Genomic DNA, 17132 nt, shown 5'->3' with positions numbered 1-17132 from the left:
GGAAGGATTCATAAAATGATAATTATTTCCATTTGTTTCATCAGAAACTATTTGGTATTTCAATTAAAGTATTATATTAGGATAACTTTATGCACAAAATTCTTTTTTATGTGCAATATTATTGTACCTTTGCGCCCGAAAATAATTAAAAAAGATTTAGATGAGAAAAATTTCGTTGATTAGCATTGTGATGTTAATCGTTTCAATTCCAACTTTTGCGGGTGGTATCCTGACAAATACAAATCAGCATGTATCTTTTCTTAGAATGTTAGCGCGTGGTGCTTCCATTGATATTGACGGTGTCTATTCTAATCCGGCCGGTTTGGCCTTCTTGCCGGAAGATGGTCTCTATTTGTCTTTGAATGGACAAAGTGCTTATCAGACCCGTAACATAAAGGCGACATTTCCCTTGTTTATTGAAGATGGGAATACACGTTATTATAAAGGAAAAGCTTCTGCTCCTTTCATTCCTAGTTTTCAAGGTGCATATAAAAAAGGAGACTGGACTATTTCCGGTAGCTTTGCTGTTGTAGGTGGTGGTGGTAAGGCATCGTTTGATGATGGTTTGGGTATGTTCGATTCAATGGTGATGGGACAAGTCCATACTATTTCGGGTGGTCAAATCACTTCCAATATGTATTCTATCAATAGTGCAATGGATGGAAGCCAGTTTATTTATGGTGTGCAATTGGGGTTGTCGTATCAAGTTAATGATTGGTTAGGTGTGTTTGCCGGTGGACGTATGAATTATTTTACCGGTGGGTATGAAGGATTTCTGACTGCAACCGCACACAGTAATATTCCTACTTATGGTGGCATGGAATTGGTTGGTATCGATTTAGACTGCGACCAGACCGGCTGGGGATTGACCCCTATCTTGGGAGCTGATGTGAAGTTGGGCAAATGGAATATTGGGTTGAAGTACGAGTTTATGACAAGTCTTAATCTCGAAAATAAAACCAAAAAAGCTGAAGTGCGTGCAATGGGAACTGCTATGGGAGATGAAGGGAATCCTTTGGCTGACTATAAGGATGGTGTGAATACTCCGAGTGATATCCCTGCATTATTGACTGCAGCTGTTGGTTATGAATTCCTTCCTACGCTTCGTGCAACGCTGGAATATCACCATTTTTTTGATAAAGCGGCAGGGATGGCCAATGATAAGCAGAAAGCGTTGAAGCATGGCACACATGAAATTTTGATTGGTGCAGAATGGGATATAGCTAAACAGCTGACCATCAGTGGTGGTTATCAGCGTACAGATTATGGCTTGGCTGATGATTTTCAGAGTGATATAAGTTTTTCATGTGATTCTTATTCACTGGGGTTTGGTGCTGCCATCAAAATGACAAAGCATTTGACTATGAATATAGCCTATTTTTGGACAAACTATGATGATTATACAAAGAAGATAAGTGAAACCACCAAGAATGTTTATAGCCGTACTAATAAAGTGTTTGGTCTTGGTGTTGACTATAAGTTCTGATTTCACAATCCTACCTTTATATATTAAGAAGCCGTCTCAAATATCGATTTGAGGCGGCTTCTTTCTTATTTTATATTGGATTAGAAAGAATACTGTACAAGCAGGTTCATACGGTTGGCATGGTTGGTGGAATTGTCGAAGTTGGTGCGCCAGCCACGCAGATATTCAGCGCCTACCTGCATGTTCGGGGTTACGTTCCAGAATACGTTGGCTACGAAATATTGCCCGTAGCGGTAGGTACTTGGCAGGTCGTTGGGATAACCGTCTTCAGAATAAAGGCGGGACATGCTGTAAGTGCTTGAGAGGAATATCTTCGGAGATATGTTATATTGCAGACCTGCATACCAGCCCAGCATGGGCAATGCCTGCATTTTGCCTTCCTTTTCGGGATTGGGGACAATATCGACGTTCAGATTGCTGATGTCGTTCAGGTATTGCCCGATACCTTTACCATAGTTGACTTGCCCGAATGCCTGCCATTTTTTACCGAGATTGAAGGTCGTTGAGGCTTGTATACCGTATCCGGTGACACTGGATGCCTTATCCCTTTCTACATTGGTATATGTCATGCTGCGGATGATACCTCCTACACGCAGATGACTGCTGCTGTTCCAGCTGTATTGTGCCGAAGCCGTGAAGTCCGGCATGCGTTGCTGGGCAATCTCGAATTGGCTGCTTGTTGTGCCGTCAACGGCAGGCGCCTCGATGGAAGCTTGGAAACGAAAGTCTTTCAGCCCTTTATAAGTATATGACAATTGTGTGGCGCGGTAGAATGTGGCACCGTTGGGACCTTGAAAGTCAATGGTGGAAGGGAGGGCGCCTAAGTCCATGAAACCGCCATAATTGTATCCTATTGTTATATTGCGGAATGAAAGATAGGCATTGCGCAGTTGGAATGTCTTGTCTCCACCACGGAAATTTCCAGCAGTATAGACTGTGAAGTCACCCAATAGCCGGGTGTGTCCGACCAATTTCAGAAAGATAGTAGCCGTACTGGCATCCATCTGAAATTGATTTTTGATTTTACTACTGCTTGGAATGTTGGCAGGAACAAAGTCGATGTCATCCACAATACCTCCAAAATCATACTCGCCGGTGGCACGGACATACCCTCCGATACCCAGGGCGAATTTGCCTTGTTTGTCCATCAATAAGAAGCGGGGAGCTTTCGGGTCATGGATGTAAGGCAATTGTGACTCATTCATGATGCGGATAATCTCGTCGCCCGCTTTGTCGATGGTAACTATGACAATGCCGTTTGGAGCTTCGTCATCGATAATCTCTTTTTTTTGTGCATGGATAGTGGACAAGGGAAGTCCGGTTACGCACAACAGAAACATTGCTTTTAAGATTGTTTTCATTTAAGTTAGGTTTTGATGAATGTGCTTTCAACAACTTAAATGAAAAAAGGTTTTGTAGTCTTGGAGGAAGAAAGGAGGTTATTCCGTCAGTATTCTTGCCTTGAATGAAGATCGTATGCAAAATTACCCTTACCCTAATTTCCGGAATAACCTCCTGAGAATGTGTGTTAAGTTACTTATTTTTTCATGACGGCATTCCATAGCGCTTTGCGTAGGGTTCCCATGGTGTCGTCACCTTCATAATCCCAGAACATCATGCCTTTCATGCCGTTTTTTAATATCCATTCACCTTTGGCGGCAATACTGCGGGGATTGTCGTAGCCACAGTAGAAACTGCCGTTTTTGGTGACATAGGGGACATTGCCTTCGGCATCCCAATTATCGATGACATAGCCGTCGTCTTTGCTCAAGTTGAGAATATCCCGATAATTGATACTGCCGCCGGAATTGAAATCTGCCCTTCCATAGAATGGAATCCCCAATACTAATTTGTTGGCAGCTACACCTGCATTCAGGTATTCGTCTACGGAACGCTGGCAGTCCCAGTAATTACTAGGCTTGTTCAATGCTGATTGATGCTGGGGGGCACCAACCAGATCATAGGCCATGATATTGACGAAATCTACATACGGGTCTACAGCCTTTACATCAATATATTTGTAGCCTTCACCTTGGGGACGTTTGTCCATACAATAACCTGCATAGGTCAATAGGGTGGACTGACCCAATGCTGCACGCAGGTCTTTCATCAATAGGGTAAAGTTCTCCACATCTACCAACTCGTCATAAGCATTGCTGCCGAAAGTCATACCGGGAAATTCCCAGTCAATGTCAATACCGTCTATGCCCTCATTCAGAACAAAGGCTCTGCAGTCTTGTGCGAATTGCTTGCGCATTTCCGGACTCTTCGCCAGGGCGGAGAAGCCTCCGTCCTGGGAATTGTCAGAATTGGAAACGCTATTGGTAAAAGAGAGTAATATCTTCACATGTGGATACTGGCTCTTTATTTTCTTTACCTTATCAAAACGGGATTTATCGCCTTGCAGGCCAAACTTTTCATAAATTCCGTTTTTAACATATAATTCTGCAAAAGCGTAGTTTATGTGGGTCAGGTATTTGGCATCGGGTATGGATGTGCCATAATAAGTGACGTAGCCCAATGCAACCCGGCCTGCAACCTGTTCAGCCATTTCGGTCTCGTTGTCTTCATTTCCCGGAGCTGGCAGTCCGGGCATGTAGTCGTCATTGTGACATGCGGCTACTAGAAAGACAGTAGCTATTATAAATAGCAGTTTCTTTTTCATAGAGAGTGCATATTATTCAGAATCGGTTCCTGCTTCAGTCTTGAAGTAAGCATACCAGCCGCTGTCGTCCCAATCCACACCACCGCTATACTTGCCGGGATGATAGATTGTGATATAGTTCTCATCCAGTGTCAGCAGCCAGAATTTGTTGCTGCCTACGCTTTGTCCGTTGTCGTCATAATTTCCTCCGATGGTGGGGATACTTGTTATCAGTTCACCCAGTACTCCGTCTTCCGGTTTTTCGTGTGTGAAGGAGAAAGTACCTTCTGCCTTCAGGTTTCCGCTGGCATCATAGGTTTTCATCTTGTTTCCGTCGAATTCGAATACCATGGACTGGTCTCCCGCTTCGGCGGCAGTGACATTGGCCCACCAGGCAAAATTTGATTCGGGAGTATAGCCTGCACTGGTATATTTCCAGCCTCCATGAGCCCCCATATTGCAGACGGAACCCCAGCTGACTTCACGGAATTTCCAGGTCTTCTTGGCAGATTTGTCACTCTTGTCGGTTGCACCGGTGAAGTAAGTGGACCAATCGTCGAATACATTGGTCACAGTCACTACAACCGGATCTGTCTTGATAATCTGATTGGCGGAAATGCCCATATAGTAGATGGAATAGTCCGCATTGGACTCCATGATGACCGTAGCGTTGTCCGTGACCAGAGTCTTACTTTGTTTACTTCCTTCGCCCCCCCATTCTATGTGCCATGAACCGCCAATGTCCGGGCGGGAGTTTTTCAGGGCGATATACTGGTCGCCTTCCACTACTCCGTCTTGGTTGGGGAAGGGTTGGGTAATGGATATGGCGGCTTGTAATGCCTCCTTGGTTATGGGTGTACCGGCATCAGTCACATATTTGTCTCGCAAGTCTTCGTCTTCGATAGGATCGCATGCAGTAACGATGAAGGCTGAAGCAAGCATTGCTATCAATATTTTTGTTACTTTCATATTGTCTTTATTTATAGGTTAATACTCTTACATATTGTTCCAATCCGAGAACTGGGCAGATGCATCCCAGCCTGGATTCTGCTCAAGGACTCCATTGGAGATGTCGATTTCGTCTTGCGGAATGGGCCAGTAGCCTTGGGTTGCTTGTAGGCGTTTCTTATAGTCGAATTTGACCATCGGTACCACCGTAGCGGCATTTATTATATTGAACCCGGTCTGTTTGTTGAGTATGTCACCGGCTTCCTCAAGCGAAGGACCCGACCAGCGAAGGATATCCCACCAGCGGATGGACTCGAATGCAAGTTCCCAGCGGCGTTCCTGCTTGATGGCTTCCAGGGAGTAGGCCACCGGAGCCAAGTGGGAGCGGGCACGTACCTTGTTCAGACCCGTAGCGTCTTGTTTCAGCTCGGACTGCATGAGCAGAACGTCGGCAAAACGGATATGAATCAAGTCGGCAATTTGGAGTAGCTGTTGGGATGTCTGCGAAGATATTCCGGGGAACATCTGCTTGCCGAAAGGTTCGATTTTGCCTTCATTGTAGGAATTGATATTGATGTATTTTTTCTGGAAATAGCCGGTTTGTTCATAGTAACGATAGGATACGGTATATTCCGGTTCACCCTCGTCCATGGTGCAGTCCATCAGTACATTGCCGGCAACATTCGGATCAAGTGCTTTGTACGACCATATGGAACCGGTCAGACGGGGATCCTCCTTGTAACCGTCCGTATAGGTCTGCTTGGCGGCCCAGTCTTTCCATTCGTTGACCATAGCCGGAGATACAGGGCCAGCTCCCCAACCGGTGCCGAAGGGATAACTGTCTTTGTTGGAATAGTTGTCGGCAGACGGTGAATAGAATTGGGCGCAAGTGTTGGAGAACCAAGTATAGGTCCAGTCGGATTTCAGGTTATGCTTGTTGGCGAACAAAGTTTCGTCGGAACTGTTTCCTTCCCATTTCAGGTTATGGTTGATGACGTATTGGTAACGGAACCCTTCGGTATTGTCTTCGGTAGCATCGTTGGTATAGGCCCAAATGTTGCGTTGGTCGGACACCAGTTTATGACCGGAGTTGTTAACACAGTCATCTATCCAAGAGATGACCTCCTCTTTGGTAGTTCCGTTGGGAAGCTCGTTTTTTTCGTAGCGTCCGGTATAGAAAAGGAATACACGTGCCATCATGGCTTCGGCGGCATATTTTGTAGCGTGTCCGGTCATGTCTGAGCCTTTCGGATAAATCTTTGCGGGCATCATTTCGATAGCGTTTTTCAAGTCTGCTGCAATCTGGGCGTAGATTTCGTCTACGGATGCACGCGGCAGGTTGGTACTTTCCAGTGTGGTGCGTAAGGGAACTCCGCCGAAAACTTGTGCCAGCTCATAGTATGCCATGGCACGCAGGAAATAGGATTCACCGAAAAGTCGGTTGCGTTCGCTCTCGCTGGACCATGATTTCACGTTGTCCATTGTGTTGATGGCATTGTTGGCACGGTTGATGAGGGTGTAACAACGGTCCCAAATACCGGCAAATGTATTCAGATTGCCACTGTACATAAGGAAGTTGGTGGCACAGTTGTTGGAGTAGGAGAGGTTACCTCCCAGACAGTCGTCACCTGCCAACTGGGCAATGTAATACTGGGAAGAGGTTTCAGGACTTTCAAACAACAAATGGGCGTATATGGCCGTCACCATCTCTTGGGCATCCTTTTCTGTCTCCGGGAAGTTGGCGGTTGTCTTTTCGGTCAAAAGTTCCGAATCGAGGAAGTTTTCGCATCCTGAAAGAAGAATCAGTATTGCTGATGCTATGAATAATATCTTTTTCATAATTTCTTCGGTTAATTAGAATTTTACATTTAAGCCTATCATATAGGTACGTGCACTGGGGTAGTAGCCCAGGTCGATGCCTGATGCCCAACCATAATCGTCGCCACCGTAACCGATTTCCGGGTCCATACCGGAATAGCCGGTGAAGGTAAAGAGGTTCTGTGCGGTCAGATACAGGCGCAGCTGTTGTACCGGTAACTTTTTGAATGCTTTCTTGAAGTCGAATCCCACAGTGATGTTCTTTATCTTGAGATAGTCTCCATCTTCAATATAAATGTCTGATACTCTGTTCCAGTTGGAGCTGGAAGCGCTGGACAGTCTCGGGAACTTGTCGGACGTACCTTCGCCGTGCCAGCGTTGGAATATCTCTGCTGTATAGTTATTCAAGGGTGAGGAGGAGAAGTCACGATAACACTTCAGAATCTGCTGGCCGAATGCGCCGTAAGTAGTGATTGAGAAGTCAATGGCCTTCCAGCTGGCATTCAGGGAAAGTCCCATTGTCAGGTCGGGATTCGGGTTACCTATCATAGTACGGTCATTGGCATCGAGCGTACCGCTATTGTCGGTGTCTGCCCAGATTACGTCACCCGGCTGTGTCTTGTCGCCATTTAGTTTCGGACCTTTGTAGTTGTCTATCTGTTCCTGGTTCTGGAATATGCCGTTACTCTTGTAGCCGTAGAAGTAGCCGATGGGTTTGCCTACTTCAGCACGGAAGCACTCTTCGGCTCCTTCCCACAGAACGCTGCCGCTACCGTGGATGATTCCGTCTTTGTTGGCAATCTTGGTCACTTCATTCTTGTTGTGAGCCAGGGTCAGGTTGGCTCCATATTGGAAATCCTTTCCGATGTTGTCGTTCCAGTGGAGTCCTACTTCAATACCCGTGTTCTTTACATTGCCGCCATTGACGGACACTGCATTGGCACCGAAGGAAGAGAGTACCGGAGCCGTAACCAGCCAGTCTCTGGTATTTTTGTTATACCAGTCGAATTCAAAGCCCAGGCGGTTGTTCAAGAAGCGTGCATCGATACCGAAATTCAACTGCTCCTGTGTTTCCCAGGTAAGGTCCGGGTTGGTCAGTCGGTAGGCGTATGAACCGGTACTGATGAGGTCCATGGAGTCGCCGAACGTATAACCGCCATATCCATTGTTGGAAGTTATCAGTGAAAGATATTGGAAAGTAGATACATTACAGTTACCATTTTGCCCCCAGGAAGCGCGTAGCTTTAAGAAGTCCAGCCATTTGATTCCTGACATGAAGGACTCGTTGCTGATAACCCATCCGGCGGATACTGAAGGGAAGTATCCCCAGCGGTGTCCGCGGGCAAAAGTGGAGGAACCGTCCGCACGCATGATGACAGAAGCCATGTATTTCTCCTGGTAGTTGTAGTTGACGCGTCCGAAGAAGGAAGCGATGGAACCTTCCCCGTTAGGCTTGCCAGTCAAGGAGGACACACTGTTGGCGGTCAATGGAACATTGGATAAATAAGCGTGCTTGAAGTCATAGAAGTTTGAGCCTATGGCTGAACCGCTCATTTCTTCTCCCATACCCCATTTTTCCATACTCTGACCTACCAGGACGTCGATGTTATGGTCATCGATATTGAAGATGTAGTTGGCTGTATTGTCCCATGACCAACGGTTATACATAGACATGGATTGGGTAACCTTGTCTTCTGCGTTGTTGAGTGACGCACTCAGATAATCGAATCTCGGCAAATAGGAACGATAACTGGAGGCTCCCATGATGTAGCCGAACTGGCTCTTGATACGCAGGTTCTTGATGGGTTGCAGTTCTGCATAGAAGCTGCTCTGCATGTAATGGGACTTGCTTAGGTTCTGGTTCATATAGTAGTCCAGATAAGCTATCGGGTTTTTATTGGCTCCGTTGGAGATATCCCATTTGTAGTTGTCCTTTTCCTGGTCTGCGTAGAGGTAGTAGTCTCCATCTGAATTGTAAGGGTGCATCAACGGGCTCATGATGAGCATATTGTGCACTCCGTTCCAATAAATGCCGCCGGTTCCGAATGAACCTTGTGTTTGCGAATATTTGTAGTTGATGGTTTCGCCCACTTTCAGGAAGTCAAGATTGCCTTTTTTCATAACTACGTGGTCCGAGTTGACGCGGAAGTTGTAGCGGTTCATTTCAGGAAATTCGCCGGGAACTCCCATGGTGGCTTCTTGGTTGGTGTATGAAATACCTATGGCATATCTGGAACGGTCTGTTCCTCCGGTGATGTTGACTGCGTGGTTCTGTACCAATGCATCTTCATTCAGCACTTCCTTCAGCCAGTTTGTCCCTTTCCATGTTCCGTTCTGTATGGCCTGCAAATCCCTTTCCGGAATATAGGTCGCCCAGTTGTACGGACTCAATCCGTCCATTACACGGCCTTCATCCTGCATCATCATGTACTCTTGGGCATTGAGGATAGTAGGGATTTTGTAGAGGTTCTGCACGCCGACATAGCCGTCGTAACTGACTTCGGCAACGCCGGTTTTACCTCGTTTGGTGGTAATCAAGATAACGCCGTTGGCAGCACGCGCACCATAGATGGCGGCGGAAGCGGCATCCTTCAAGATGTCCAAAGATTCAATGTCACTCGGGTTCAGCCCGTCGATGCTACCGTTGGCAACTCCATCTACCACATAAAGCGGGGAGAAGGTTCCGGTAGTACCGATACCGCGGATATTTACCTTGAAGCCCGAACCCAGGAAGCCGTTGTTCTGCGTGATGTTGACACCCGGTGACTGGCTCTGCAAAGCGCCCAGGGCATCCACAGTGTTCAGCTTGGCTATGTCTTCTCCTTTCACTTGTACAGTGGCGCCGGTGACAAGTTTCTTTTTCTGTACACCGTAACCGACAACAACTACTTCATCCAGTAGTTCGGAATCTTCTGCAAGGGTGATTTTCATGTTGGCATCTGCTTTGGCTTCCTGCGTCTTATAGCCGATGTAGGAAATGACCAGGGTGGCACCTCTTTTTACGTTTAGCGAGAATTTACCGTATAAGTCGGTAGTAACTCCATTGGTAGTACCTTTTTCCAAGATACTTGCTCCGATGATAGGCTCTCCATTCTGGTCGACAACAATACCGCGGGCTGTTTGTGCCTGCATCTGTTCTGTCACTCCGAATGAATTTTCCGAATAGGTCTCTATTGCCATGATTCTGCAGCTTCCTATAAATAGGGAGGTGATGGCAATTGCTGTGAGGATTTTGTTGTTCGATGTTCCTCGTTTACGATTTTCATTCATAATAGATGTTTTTTGTTTAAGCTAATGGATCTCAAAATAAATAGGTTGAATAGAAGATGACACTAATAGTGTCTTGGGGCTTTCGGGTAAATCATAGGCATTCATTGTTTTTCTAAGGTTACTATATATAATATGGTATATTCTTGGTTAATATCAATGTGTTTTCCAGAGCTTCCGGATTGTTGTTATCAAATATAACCCTAATTTTAATTATTTAAAATATAGAATCTTAAGTATTAAAATATGTTGTCTATTATTTTATATGCTTAAGGAATTTGCGTGAATGAAATCTTGTTTGAGGATGAATTCGGTTGCATGCTTTTGAATTTGTACTATAATTTATTAATATGTTGATTTATATGCTTTTAGTTTTTATATTTTAAAGTTGTTGTAAATAATATTCTTTGTTTGGGATGTTCTATTTAAGTCTCGTTAACTAAATATGCACAGTTTGCAATTACTTCGAATAAAAAAAGGACTTTCGTTTTGCTTGAGTTTTAGTTAAAATATATGTTGTTTGTTCATTTGCAAAACTTGTTGTATCTTTGCAACCGGATTTAAAATGTATGATGCCGTGAATAACGGTCGTGTATTCTAGAACACCACGTAAAAAACAGGAGTATGAAACAAAAAGTATCTGTACCTTTTATGTTGCTGGGCATTCTGTTCAATGTATGCTTGATTGCAGCCAATCTTCTTGAGACTAAAGTTATCCAGTTTTTGGGTATTACCGTAACAGCCGGATTGCTGGTCTTTCCTGTTTCTTATATTATCAACGATTGCATTGCCGAGGTTTGGGGCTTTCGTAAAGCTCGTCTGATAATCTGGAGCGGTTTTGCCATGAACTTTTTTGTGGTAATGCTGGGACTGATAGCCGTGGCATTGCCTGCCGCCCCTTTCTGGGATGGTGCCGCGCATTTCAATTTTGTCTTTGGAATGGCTCCCCGTATTGTCATAGCTAGTCTGACGGCATTCTTGGTGGGCTCTTTTCTGAATGCCTACGTAATGAGCCGCATGAAACTGGCAAGCAACGGGCGTAATTTCTCCGCACGTGCCATTTGGTCGACGGTGGTTGGTGAGACGGCAGACTCGTTGATTTTCTTTCCGGTGGCGTTCGGAGGAATCATTGCATGGCGGGAGTTGCTGGTGATGATGTGTATCCAGATTCTGCTGAAGTCCATGTACGAGGTATTGATACTGCCTGTGACTATCCGTGTGGTAAAAGCTATTAAGCGGATAGACGGTAGTGATGTCTATGATGAAGGCATCTCCTATAAAGTATGGAAAATAGGCGATATTTAAAGCCCCTTACCCGTAGTGAGGGGAAATCAGTTATTATGTCAAACAAATAATAAGCAATGCCCTCTCTGTTTCCCTCCCTACGGGGGAGGGAAACAGAGAGGCTTTTAACAAGATGAATAGGGACACTGCTTTGGTGGTATTCAGTGGCGGGCAGGACTCGACCACTTGCCTCTTTTGGGCAAAACGTGAATTTAAGAAAGTGTATGCGCTGAGTTTTCTGTATGGACAGAAGCATCAGAAGGAAGTGGACTTGGCGAGGGCCATTGCCCGTAAGGCAGGTGTGGAGTTCGAAGTAATGGATGTTTCCTTTATCGGCCGGCTGGGACATAACTCATTGACAGATGCCGGCATGGAGATGGACCAGGAGAAGCCGGCAGACAGCTTTCCGAATACTTTTGTGCCGGGACGCAATCTGTTTTTCCTGAGTATAGCCGCCGTCTACGCCCGCGAGCGGGGAATTAATCATATTGTGACGGGGGTGTCGCAGACCGATTTCAGCGGTTATCCCGATTGCCGGGATGCTTTCATCAAGTCGCTTAACGTGACGCTGAACCTGGCTATGGACGAGCAATTCGTACTGCACACACCACTGATGTGGATTGACAAAGCGGAGACCTGGGCACTGGCAGACGAGCTTGGAGTGCTCGAACTTATACGCCACGAAACGCTGACTTGTTATAACGGTATCCCGGGAGATGGTTGTGGACACTGCCCGGCATGCACGTTGCGCAGAGAAGGATTGGAAAAGTTTTTGGCTTCTACTAAATGAGGCACACTTGTATCACTAAAAATATATGGCTATGACAGAATTGAAAGACCAACTTTCCCTTTTGGGGAGAAAGACAGCATACCGTCAGGACTATGCTCCCGAAGTATTAGAGGCATTTGATAACAAGCATCCCGGCAATGACTACTGGGTGCGTTTCAACTGCCCCGAATTCACCAGTCTTTGTCCCATCACGGGACAACCGGACTTTGCGGAAATCCGTATTTGCTATATCCCCGATGTCAAGATGGTGGAGAGCAAGAGCCTGAAGCTCTATCTGTTCAGCTTCCGCAATCACGGAGCTTTCCACGAAGATTGCGTGAACATCATAATGAAAGACCTCATTCATTTGATGAATCCTAAGTATATCGAGGTGACTGGTATCTTTACCCCGCGTGGCGGCATCTCCATTTATCCGTATGCCAATTACGGACGTCCCGGCACGAAGTTCGAGCAGATGGCGGAGCATCGTTTGATGAACCGTGAATAAGATGCTGTATCTGATGGCTCCTATAAATAGAAGGGGGCTGTTAGGACAGGTAATTTTTGCATCACTATATTCTATATCCTTGTCTACTGACCTTTAGTTTCTTGTTTGCTAATTTTTATTCGTCCGACAGTTGTTTAATTATCGTCCAACAGCTGTCGGACGATAATTAAACAGCCGTCGGACGATAATGTAACAACTGTCGGACGAATAGTTTTTAGTAAATGAGAAGTTAGTCTGTCTTTATTCATCGGCTAATATAAGGCTTCTCTATCATTAGTTTTGCTACATCTTTATTTTCTCTTTTACGATTATCCGCATAAATGCCGCTGACGAATAAGAAATTGTTTTGATTTTATTATTTAAGAGATTTCCTCAGCACCTTCCGAGCTCGTTTTCGGTTTTTTTATCTGTTTTATTATTGATAATACCTATCAATGGTGATTGCATGGTATGATATATACGATAAATCCACTCCATATAATTACCTACAATAAGCGATTGCACAGCTGGATGTTAATAATGACCTTTGCACCGGTTTACTAACAACATTATAATTATTATAAAATTGAAAGCATATACATTTAAATTCTCGCTGCTGTTTCTCCTTCTGTTGGCTTCTCTGTCTGTACATGCGCAGAGGAGAGGAGGGATGATTTCTGGTAGAATCATTTCTACGGAAAAAGAAACGGTGGATTTTGCGACTGTTTATCTGAAAGGGACGAGTTATGGAGGAACCACGAATCAGGAAGGCCTCTATCACATCAAGGCGCCTGCCGGCGACTATACGTTGGTGGTGTCTGCCGTAGGTTATACAAAGGTGGAGAAAAAGGTGAAGCTGGTCAATGATGAGCGGATGAAGCTGAACATAACCATCGCTCCTGAAACGCAACAGCTGGACGAGGTGACTATCGTTTCTACCGGAGTGAGCCGGGTGAAGAGGTCGGCATTCAATGCTGTGGCAGTCGATACAAAGGAACTCCAGAACACCACGAAGAATCTGAGCGATGCCTTGACCAAGGCTCCGGGCATGAAACTCCGTGAGTCGGGTGGGGTAGGTTCGGATATGCAGTTGATGCTGGACGGTTTTAGCGGAAAGCACGTCAAGGTGTTCATTGACGGTGTGCCGCAGGAAGGTGTGGGAAGCTCCTTCAGCTTGAACAATATTCCGGTGAGCTTTGCCGACCGTATAGAGGTATATAAAGGTGTAGTTCCCGTGGGCTTCGGTACGGATGCCATTGGCGGTGTCATCAATATTGTTACCAACAAGAAACGCCGGAACTGGTTTCTGGATGCTTCTTATTCTTACGGCTCGTTCAATACCCACCGCTCATACGTTAACTTCGGACAGACTTTCAAGAACGGTTTCAGCTATGAAATCAATGCCTTTCAAAACTACTCGGACAACGATTATTATGTAGATGCGCCGGTAAAGGATTTTGAGACGGGCAGTTTCAACGAAAGTGAGAAGGTGCGCGTGAAGCGTTTCAATGATACTTACCACAACGAAGCCATTGTGGCCAAAGCGGGTATTGTGGACAAAAGTTGGGCAGACCGGCTGATGTTCGGTTTCACCTATTCGCACATGTACAAGGACATACAGACCGGTGTACGCCAGAAGACAGTCTTCGGGGAAAAGCACCGCTTTGGCCATTCACTGATGCCTTCGATGGAATACAGCAAACGCAACCTGATAATCAAGGGGCTGGATATGGTGCTGACAGCCAACTACAATCGCAATGCCACTACGAATGTGGATACTGCCCGCTACGAATACAACTGGCTTGGTGAGAAACATCCGCTGAACAGCCCCGGCGAACAGTCCCGCCAGTATTCCCGTGCCGATAATGACAATTGGAACGGTACATTGACCTTGAATTACCGCATTGCCAGGGTCCACATGCTGACTTTCAATCATGTGTTGAGTGCATTCCAGCGTGATAATACTTCACTGTTGGCGGTGGAAGAACAGACGGATGCCATTGCCAAGCAGACCCGCAAGAATATCTCCGGTTTGTCATACCGCCTGATGCCTTCCGAAAAGTGGAACTTCTCGGCATTCGGCAAATACTACCGCCAGTATGTGGCAGGACCTATGGCCGAGGATGATACCGGTAGTAATTATGTACGCACCAGCCGTACGGTAGACTCTTGGGGATATGGTGCTGCCGGAACCTACTTCATCCTGCCCGGCTTGCAGGCGAAGCTCTCTTATGAAAAAGCTTACCGCCTGCCCACTATCGAAGAGATGTTTGGTGACGAAGACCTGGAGAGTGGAGACATCGGCATCCGTCCCGAGAAAAGTGACAACATCAACTTGAACCTGAGTTATTCCCGGAGTTTTGGAAAACATTCCGTCTACGTGGAAGGCGGTGTGGTATACCGCAATACGAAGGATTATATCCAGCGCAATATCCAGGACTTGAGCGGAGGAAAAGAAGGGGCCACTTATACCAACTACGGCAAGGTGCTGACGAAGGGATACAATGTATCGGCACGCTATGGCTTCGGACGCTGGCTGAGTGTGGGCGGCAACTTCACGCAGATGAATGTGCGTGACAATGAGAAGATGCAAATCGGCAGTACCGGCAACTCTGTGGAAAATCTCGGTTACAAGGCACGCATTCCCAATGTGCCCTATCAGTTTGCTGATTTTGACGTAAACTTCTATTGGCGCGACCTCTGGAAGAAAGGGAATATGCTGTCCGTGACTTACGACAACCAGTACATGCACAGCTTCTCCTACTATTCGCAGGCCATCGGTAGCAAGAACAAGGATTTCATGGTACCCGACCAGTTCTCCCATAACCTGACATTGAGCTATAGTCTGAAGAATGGCCGCTATAATATCTCGTTTGAATGCCGCAACTTCACGAACGAGGATTTGTACGACAATTTCAGTCTTCAGAAAGCCGGGCGTGCGTTCTATGGCAAGGTACGTGTACATTTTGGTGATTAATAAATATAATGGTTTTAATAGGTGTAATTAATAAGAAGAACAAATGAAGAAGAATTATCTTTTGTCCGGCCTCTTGGCAATGGCAATGACCGGAATGGCTTTAATTTCTTGTACAGACACAGACGAACTGGGTTCCGGCTCCGGTTCCGGTTCAAAGGGTAACTATGTGATAGCTGCCACGGCTACAGTTTCAGGTAGCTCTGTTCCTGTCCTGCTGACAGCCGAGTCACTGGAAAGCGGTGAAATTACTGCTGCCGGCAATGGCCTTGTGAACGATGGGGCTACTTACTGGGTGTTCTACGGAAACAAATATCTGTATGCCTTGAATTATCACCAGGGAAATGCAGGCACTACCCAGTCGTTCATTATGAATACAAACGGTGAACTGGAAAAACGTAGCCAGGAGTATAACGTCAATCGTTTCACTACCTACGGCTATTATGACCAATTTATAATGACGACTTCTACCGGCGACGGCCCTACGGAACTGAATGATGCAAATGGATATACTCCCCAATCTTTTTTGATTTCCTATCTGGATGTCGAGAAACAGACTTATACAAAGAACTCGGTAACAAAGGATACTCCATTTCTTGCCGAAAATTTCCTTGAAAATGGTGAATACGTAACACTGGCCGGTATAGAACAAGTGGGCAGTAAGGTTTATGCAGCAGCCATTCCCATGGGGCTTAGCCAGTATGGTTGCATGCAGAAGAATGAAGACGGTAGTTACAAGTGGGTGCTTTCCGGTAATGAGGATTTAATAAAGACAGAATCCGGCGGGCAGGGTAGCGGTGCCTATGAGAAGGACGAATTGCAATGGACCCAGTATCCTAATGAATGCCATATCGCTATCTTTGGTGATCAGACACTGAATTCTCATAAGGTCATCACTACAGACAAAATCAGTTATGCTGCCGGACGCATGAAGTCACAGTACTACCAGATGAACTGGCTTGCCGACGACGGCTATGTATATGTATTTTCTCCGAGCTATGCCAAGACCATGAGTGATTCGCGTCAGCAGACTACATTGCCTGCTGGAGTTGTACGCATCGATACCAAAGCAGAGGAATTTGATGCCGCCTATTACTATAATCTTGAAGAGAAAGCCAATGGCGCCTCTTTCTTGCGCACTTGGTATATTTCAGGTAATTATTTCCTGTTGCTGATGTATGATAAGGCAATTACGGCATCAGACAAGGTTGCCAACCAACTTGCCGTCTTCAATGCCTCCACCGGAGCTTTGACTTATGTGAACGGCCTTCCAAGCGATGTCTCCGGCTTTGGTAATACCCCGTACATGGAAAATGGCAACGCATATGTGGCAGTCACTACCTCTTCCGGCTATCCTGCCATCTATAAGGTAGACCCTGCCAATGCAACAGCTACCAAGGGTCTGGTTGTCAATGCAACCCAACTGAACGGTGTAGGTAAACTGGAATAAAGCTC

General features: G+C 45.8%; 11 protein-coding genes. 6 read left to right on the top strand and 5 right to left on the bottom strand.

What is annotated here, in order from left to right; all coding sequences use genetic code 11:
- Positions 1-160 precede the first annotated feature (160 nt).
- Positions 161-1486: an OmpP1/FadL family transporter gene (locus tag H1A11_RS09480; RefSeq protein ID WP_181758057.1), complete on the top strand. Its 1326-nt coding sequence runs from the start codon at positions 161-163 to the stop codon at positions 1484-1486.
- A gap of 80 nt (positions 1487-1566) precedes the next feature.
- Here the strand turns inward: H1A11_RS09480 and H1A11_RS09475 are convergent, their stop codons facing one another.
- The 5 genes from H1A11_RS09475 to H1A11_RS09455 form a co-directional block, all read right to left on the bottom strand.
- Positions 1567-2847 (bottom strand): hypothetical protein, encoded by a 1281-nt coding sequence (locus H1A11_RS09475; RefSeq protein WP_117600345.1) that lies wholly within the window; start codon positions 2845-2847, stop codon positions 1567-1569.
- 176 nt (positions 2848-3023) lie between these two features.
- The gene (locus tag H1A11_RS09470; protein ID WP_181758056.1) at positions 3024-4151 is read right to left on the bottom strand and encodes a glycosyl hydrolase family 18 protein; all 1128 of its coding nucleotides are present in this window, start codon (positions 4149-4151) and stop codon (positions 3024-3026) included.
- 12 nt (positions 4152-4163) lie between these two features.
- Positions 4164-5099 (bottom strand): hypothetical protein, encoded by a 936-nt coding sequence (locus tag H1A11_RS09465; RefSeq protein ID WP_057097813.1) that lies wholly within the window; start codon positions 5097-5099, stop codon positions 4164-4166.
- A 27-nt stretch (positions 5100-5126) separates the two neighbouring features.
- The gene (locus tag H1A11_RS09460) at positions 5127-6917 is read right to left on the bottom strand and encodes a RagB/SusD family nutrient uptake outer membrane protein (RefSeq protein WP_181758055.1); all 1791 of its coding nucleotides are present in this window, start codon (positions 6915-6917) and stop codon (positions 5127-5129) included.
- Between the two features lie 15 nt (positions 6918-6932).
- Positions 6933-10166: a TonB-dependent receptor gene (locus H1A11_RS09455; RefSeq protein ID WP_181758054.1), complete on the bottom strand. Its 3234-nt coding sequence runs from the start codon at positions 10164-10166 to the stop codon at positions 6933-6935.
- Positions 10167-10787: 621 nt separating this feature from the next.
- On the opposite strand from H1A11_RS09455, the gene H1A11_RS09450 reads away from it, so the two are divergent.
- The 5 genes from H1A11_RS09450 to H1A11_RS09430 all read left to right on the top strand — a co-directional run bounded on the left by H1A11_RS09450 (position 10788) and on the right by H1A11_RS09430 (position 17127).
- Positions 10788-11468, top strand: coding sequence for a queuosine precursor transporter (locus tag H1A11_RS09450; RefSeq protein ID WP_117965328.1), 681 nt, complete (start codon positions 10788-10790; stop codon positions 11466-11468).
- A gap of 112 nt (positions 11469-11580) precedes the next feature.
- Positions 11581-12237 (top strand): 7-cyano-7-deazaguanine synthase QueC, encoded by a 657-nt coding sequence (queC, locus tag H1A11_RS09445; RefSeq protein WP_005831503.1) that lies wholly within the window; start codon positions 11581-11583, stop codon positions 12235-12237.
- 31 nt (positions 12238-12268) lie between these two features.
- Positions 12269-12724 (top strand): preQ(1) synthase, encoded by a 456-nt coding sequence (queF, locus tag H1A11_RS09440; protein ID WP_117965416.1) that lies wholly within the window; start codon positions 12269-12271, stop codon positions 12722-12724.
- A gap of 649 nt (positions 12725-13373) precedes the next feature.
- Positions 13374-15680 (top strand): TonB-dependent receptor, encoded by a 2307-nt coding sequence (locus H1A11_RS09435; protein ID WP_254883939.1) that lies wholly within the window; start codon positions 13374-13376, stop codon positions 15678-15680.
- A 43-nt stretch (positions 15681-15723) separates the two neighbouring features.
- Positions 15724-17127 carry a DUF4374 domain-containing protein gene (locus H1A11_RS09430; protein ID WP_181758053.1) on the top strand — a complete coding sequence of 468 codons (1404 nt, stop codon included), beginning with the start codon at positions 15724-15726 and terminating at the stop codon, positions 17125-17127.
- Positions 17128-17132 lie beyond the last annotated feature (5 nt).

This window comes from Bacteroides sp. CACC 737, assembly GCF_013874375.1.
Classification (GTDB): domain Bacteria; phylum Bacteroidota; class Bacteroidia; order Bacteroidales; family Bacteroidaceae; genus Bacteroides; species Bacteroides uniformis.
Note: the sequence above shows the minus strand (reverse complement) of the source record. Positions and strands in the feature narration are given on the sequence as shown.

Coding starts and splice junctions, on each gene's coding strand:
- H1A11_RS09470 (WP_181758056.1), bottom strand. CDS start 4,151: ATGAAAAAGAAACTGCTATTTATAATAGCTACTGTCTTTCTAGTAGCC.
- H1A11_RS09435 (WP_254883939.1), top strand. CDS start 13,374: ATGATTTCTGGTAGAATCATTTCTACGGAAAAAGAAACGGTGGATTTT.
- H1A11_RS09475 (WP_117600345.1), bottom strand. CDS start 2,847: ATGAAAACAATCTTAAAAGCAATGTTTCTGTTGTGCGTAACCGGACTT.
- H1A11_RS09430 (WP_181758053.1), top strand. CDS start 15,724: ATGAAGAAGAATTATCTTTTGTCCGGCCTCTTGGCAATGGCAATGACC.
- H1A11_RS09450 (WP_117965328.1), top strand. CDS start 10,788: ATGAAACAAAAAGTATCTGTACCTTTTATGTTGCTGGGCATTCTGTTC.
- H1A11_RS09465 (WP_057097813.1), bottom strand. CDS start 5,099: ATGAAAGTAACAAAAATATTGATAGCAATGCTTGCTTCAGCCTTCATC.
- H1A11_RS09480 (WP_181758057.1), top strand. CDS start 161: ATGAGAAAAATTTCGTTGATTAGCATTGTGATGTTAATCGTTTCAATT.
- queC (WP_005831503.1), top strand. CDS start 11,581: ATGAATAGGGACACTGCTTTGGTGGTATTCAGTGGCGGGCAGGACTCG.
- H1A11_RS09455 (WP_181758054.1), bottom strand. CDS start 10,166: ATGAATGAAAATCGTAAACGAGGAACATCGAACAACAAAATCCTCACA.
- H1A11_RS09460 (WP_181758055.1), bottom strand. CDS start 6,917: ATGAAAAAGATATTATTCATAGCATCAGCAATACTGATTCTTCTTTCA.
- queF (WP_117965416.1), top strand. CDS start 12,269: ATGACAGAATTGAAAGACCAACTTTCCCTTTTGGGGAGAAAGACAGCA.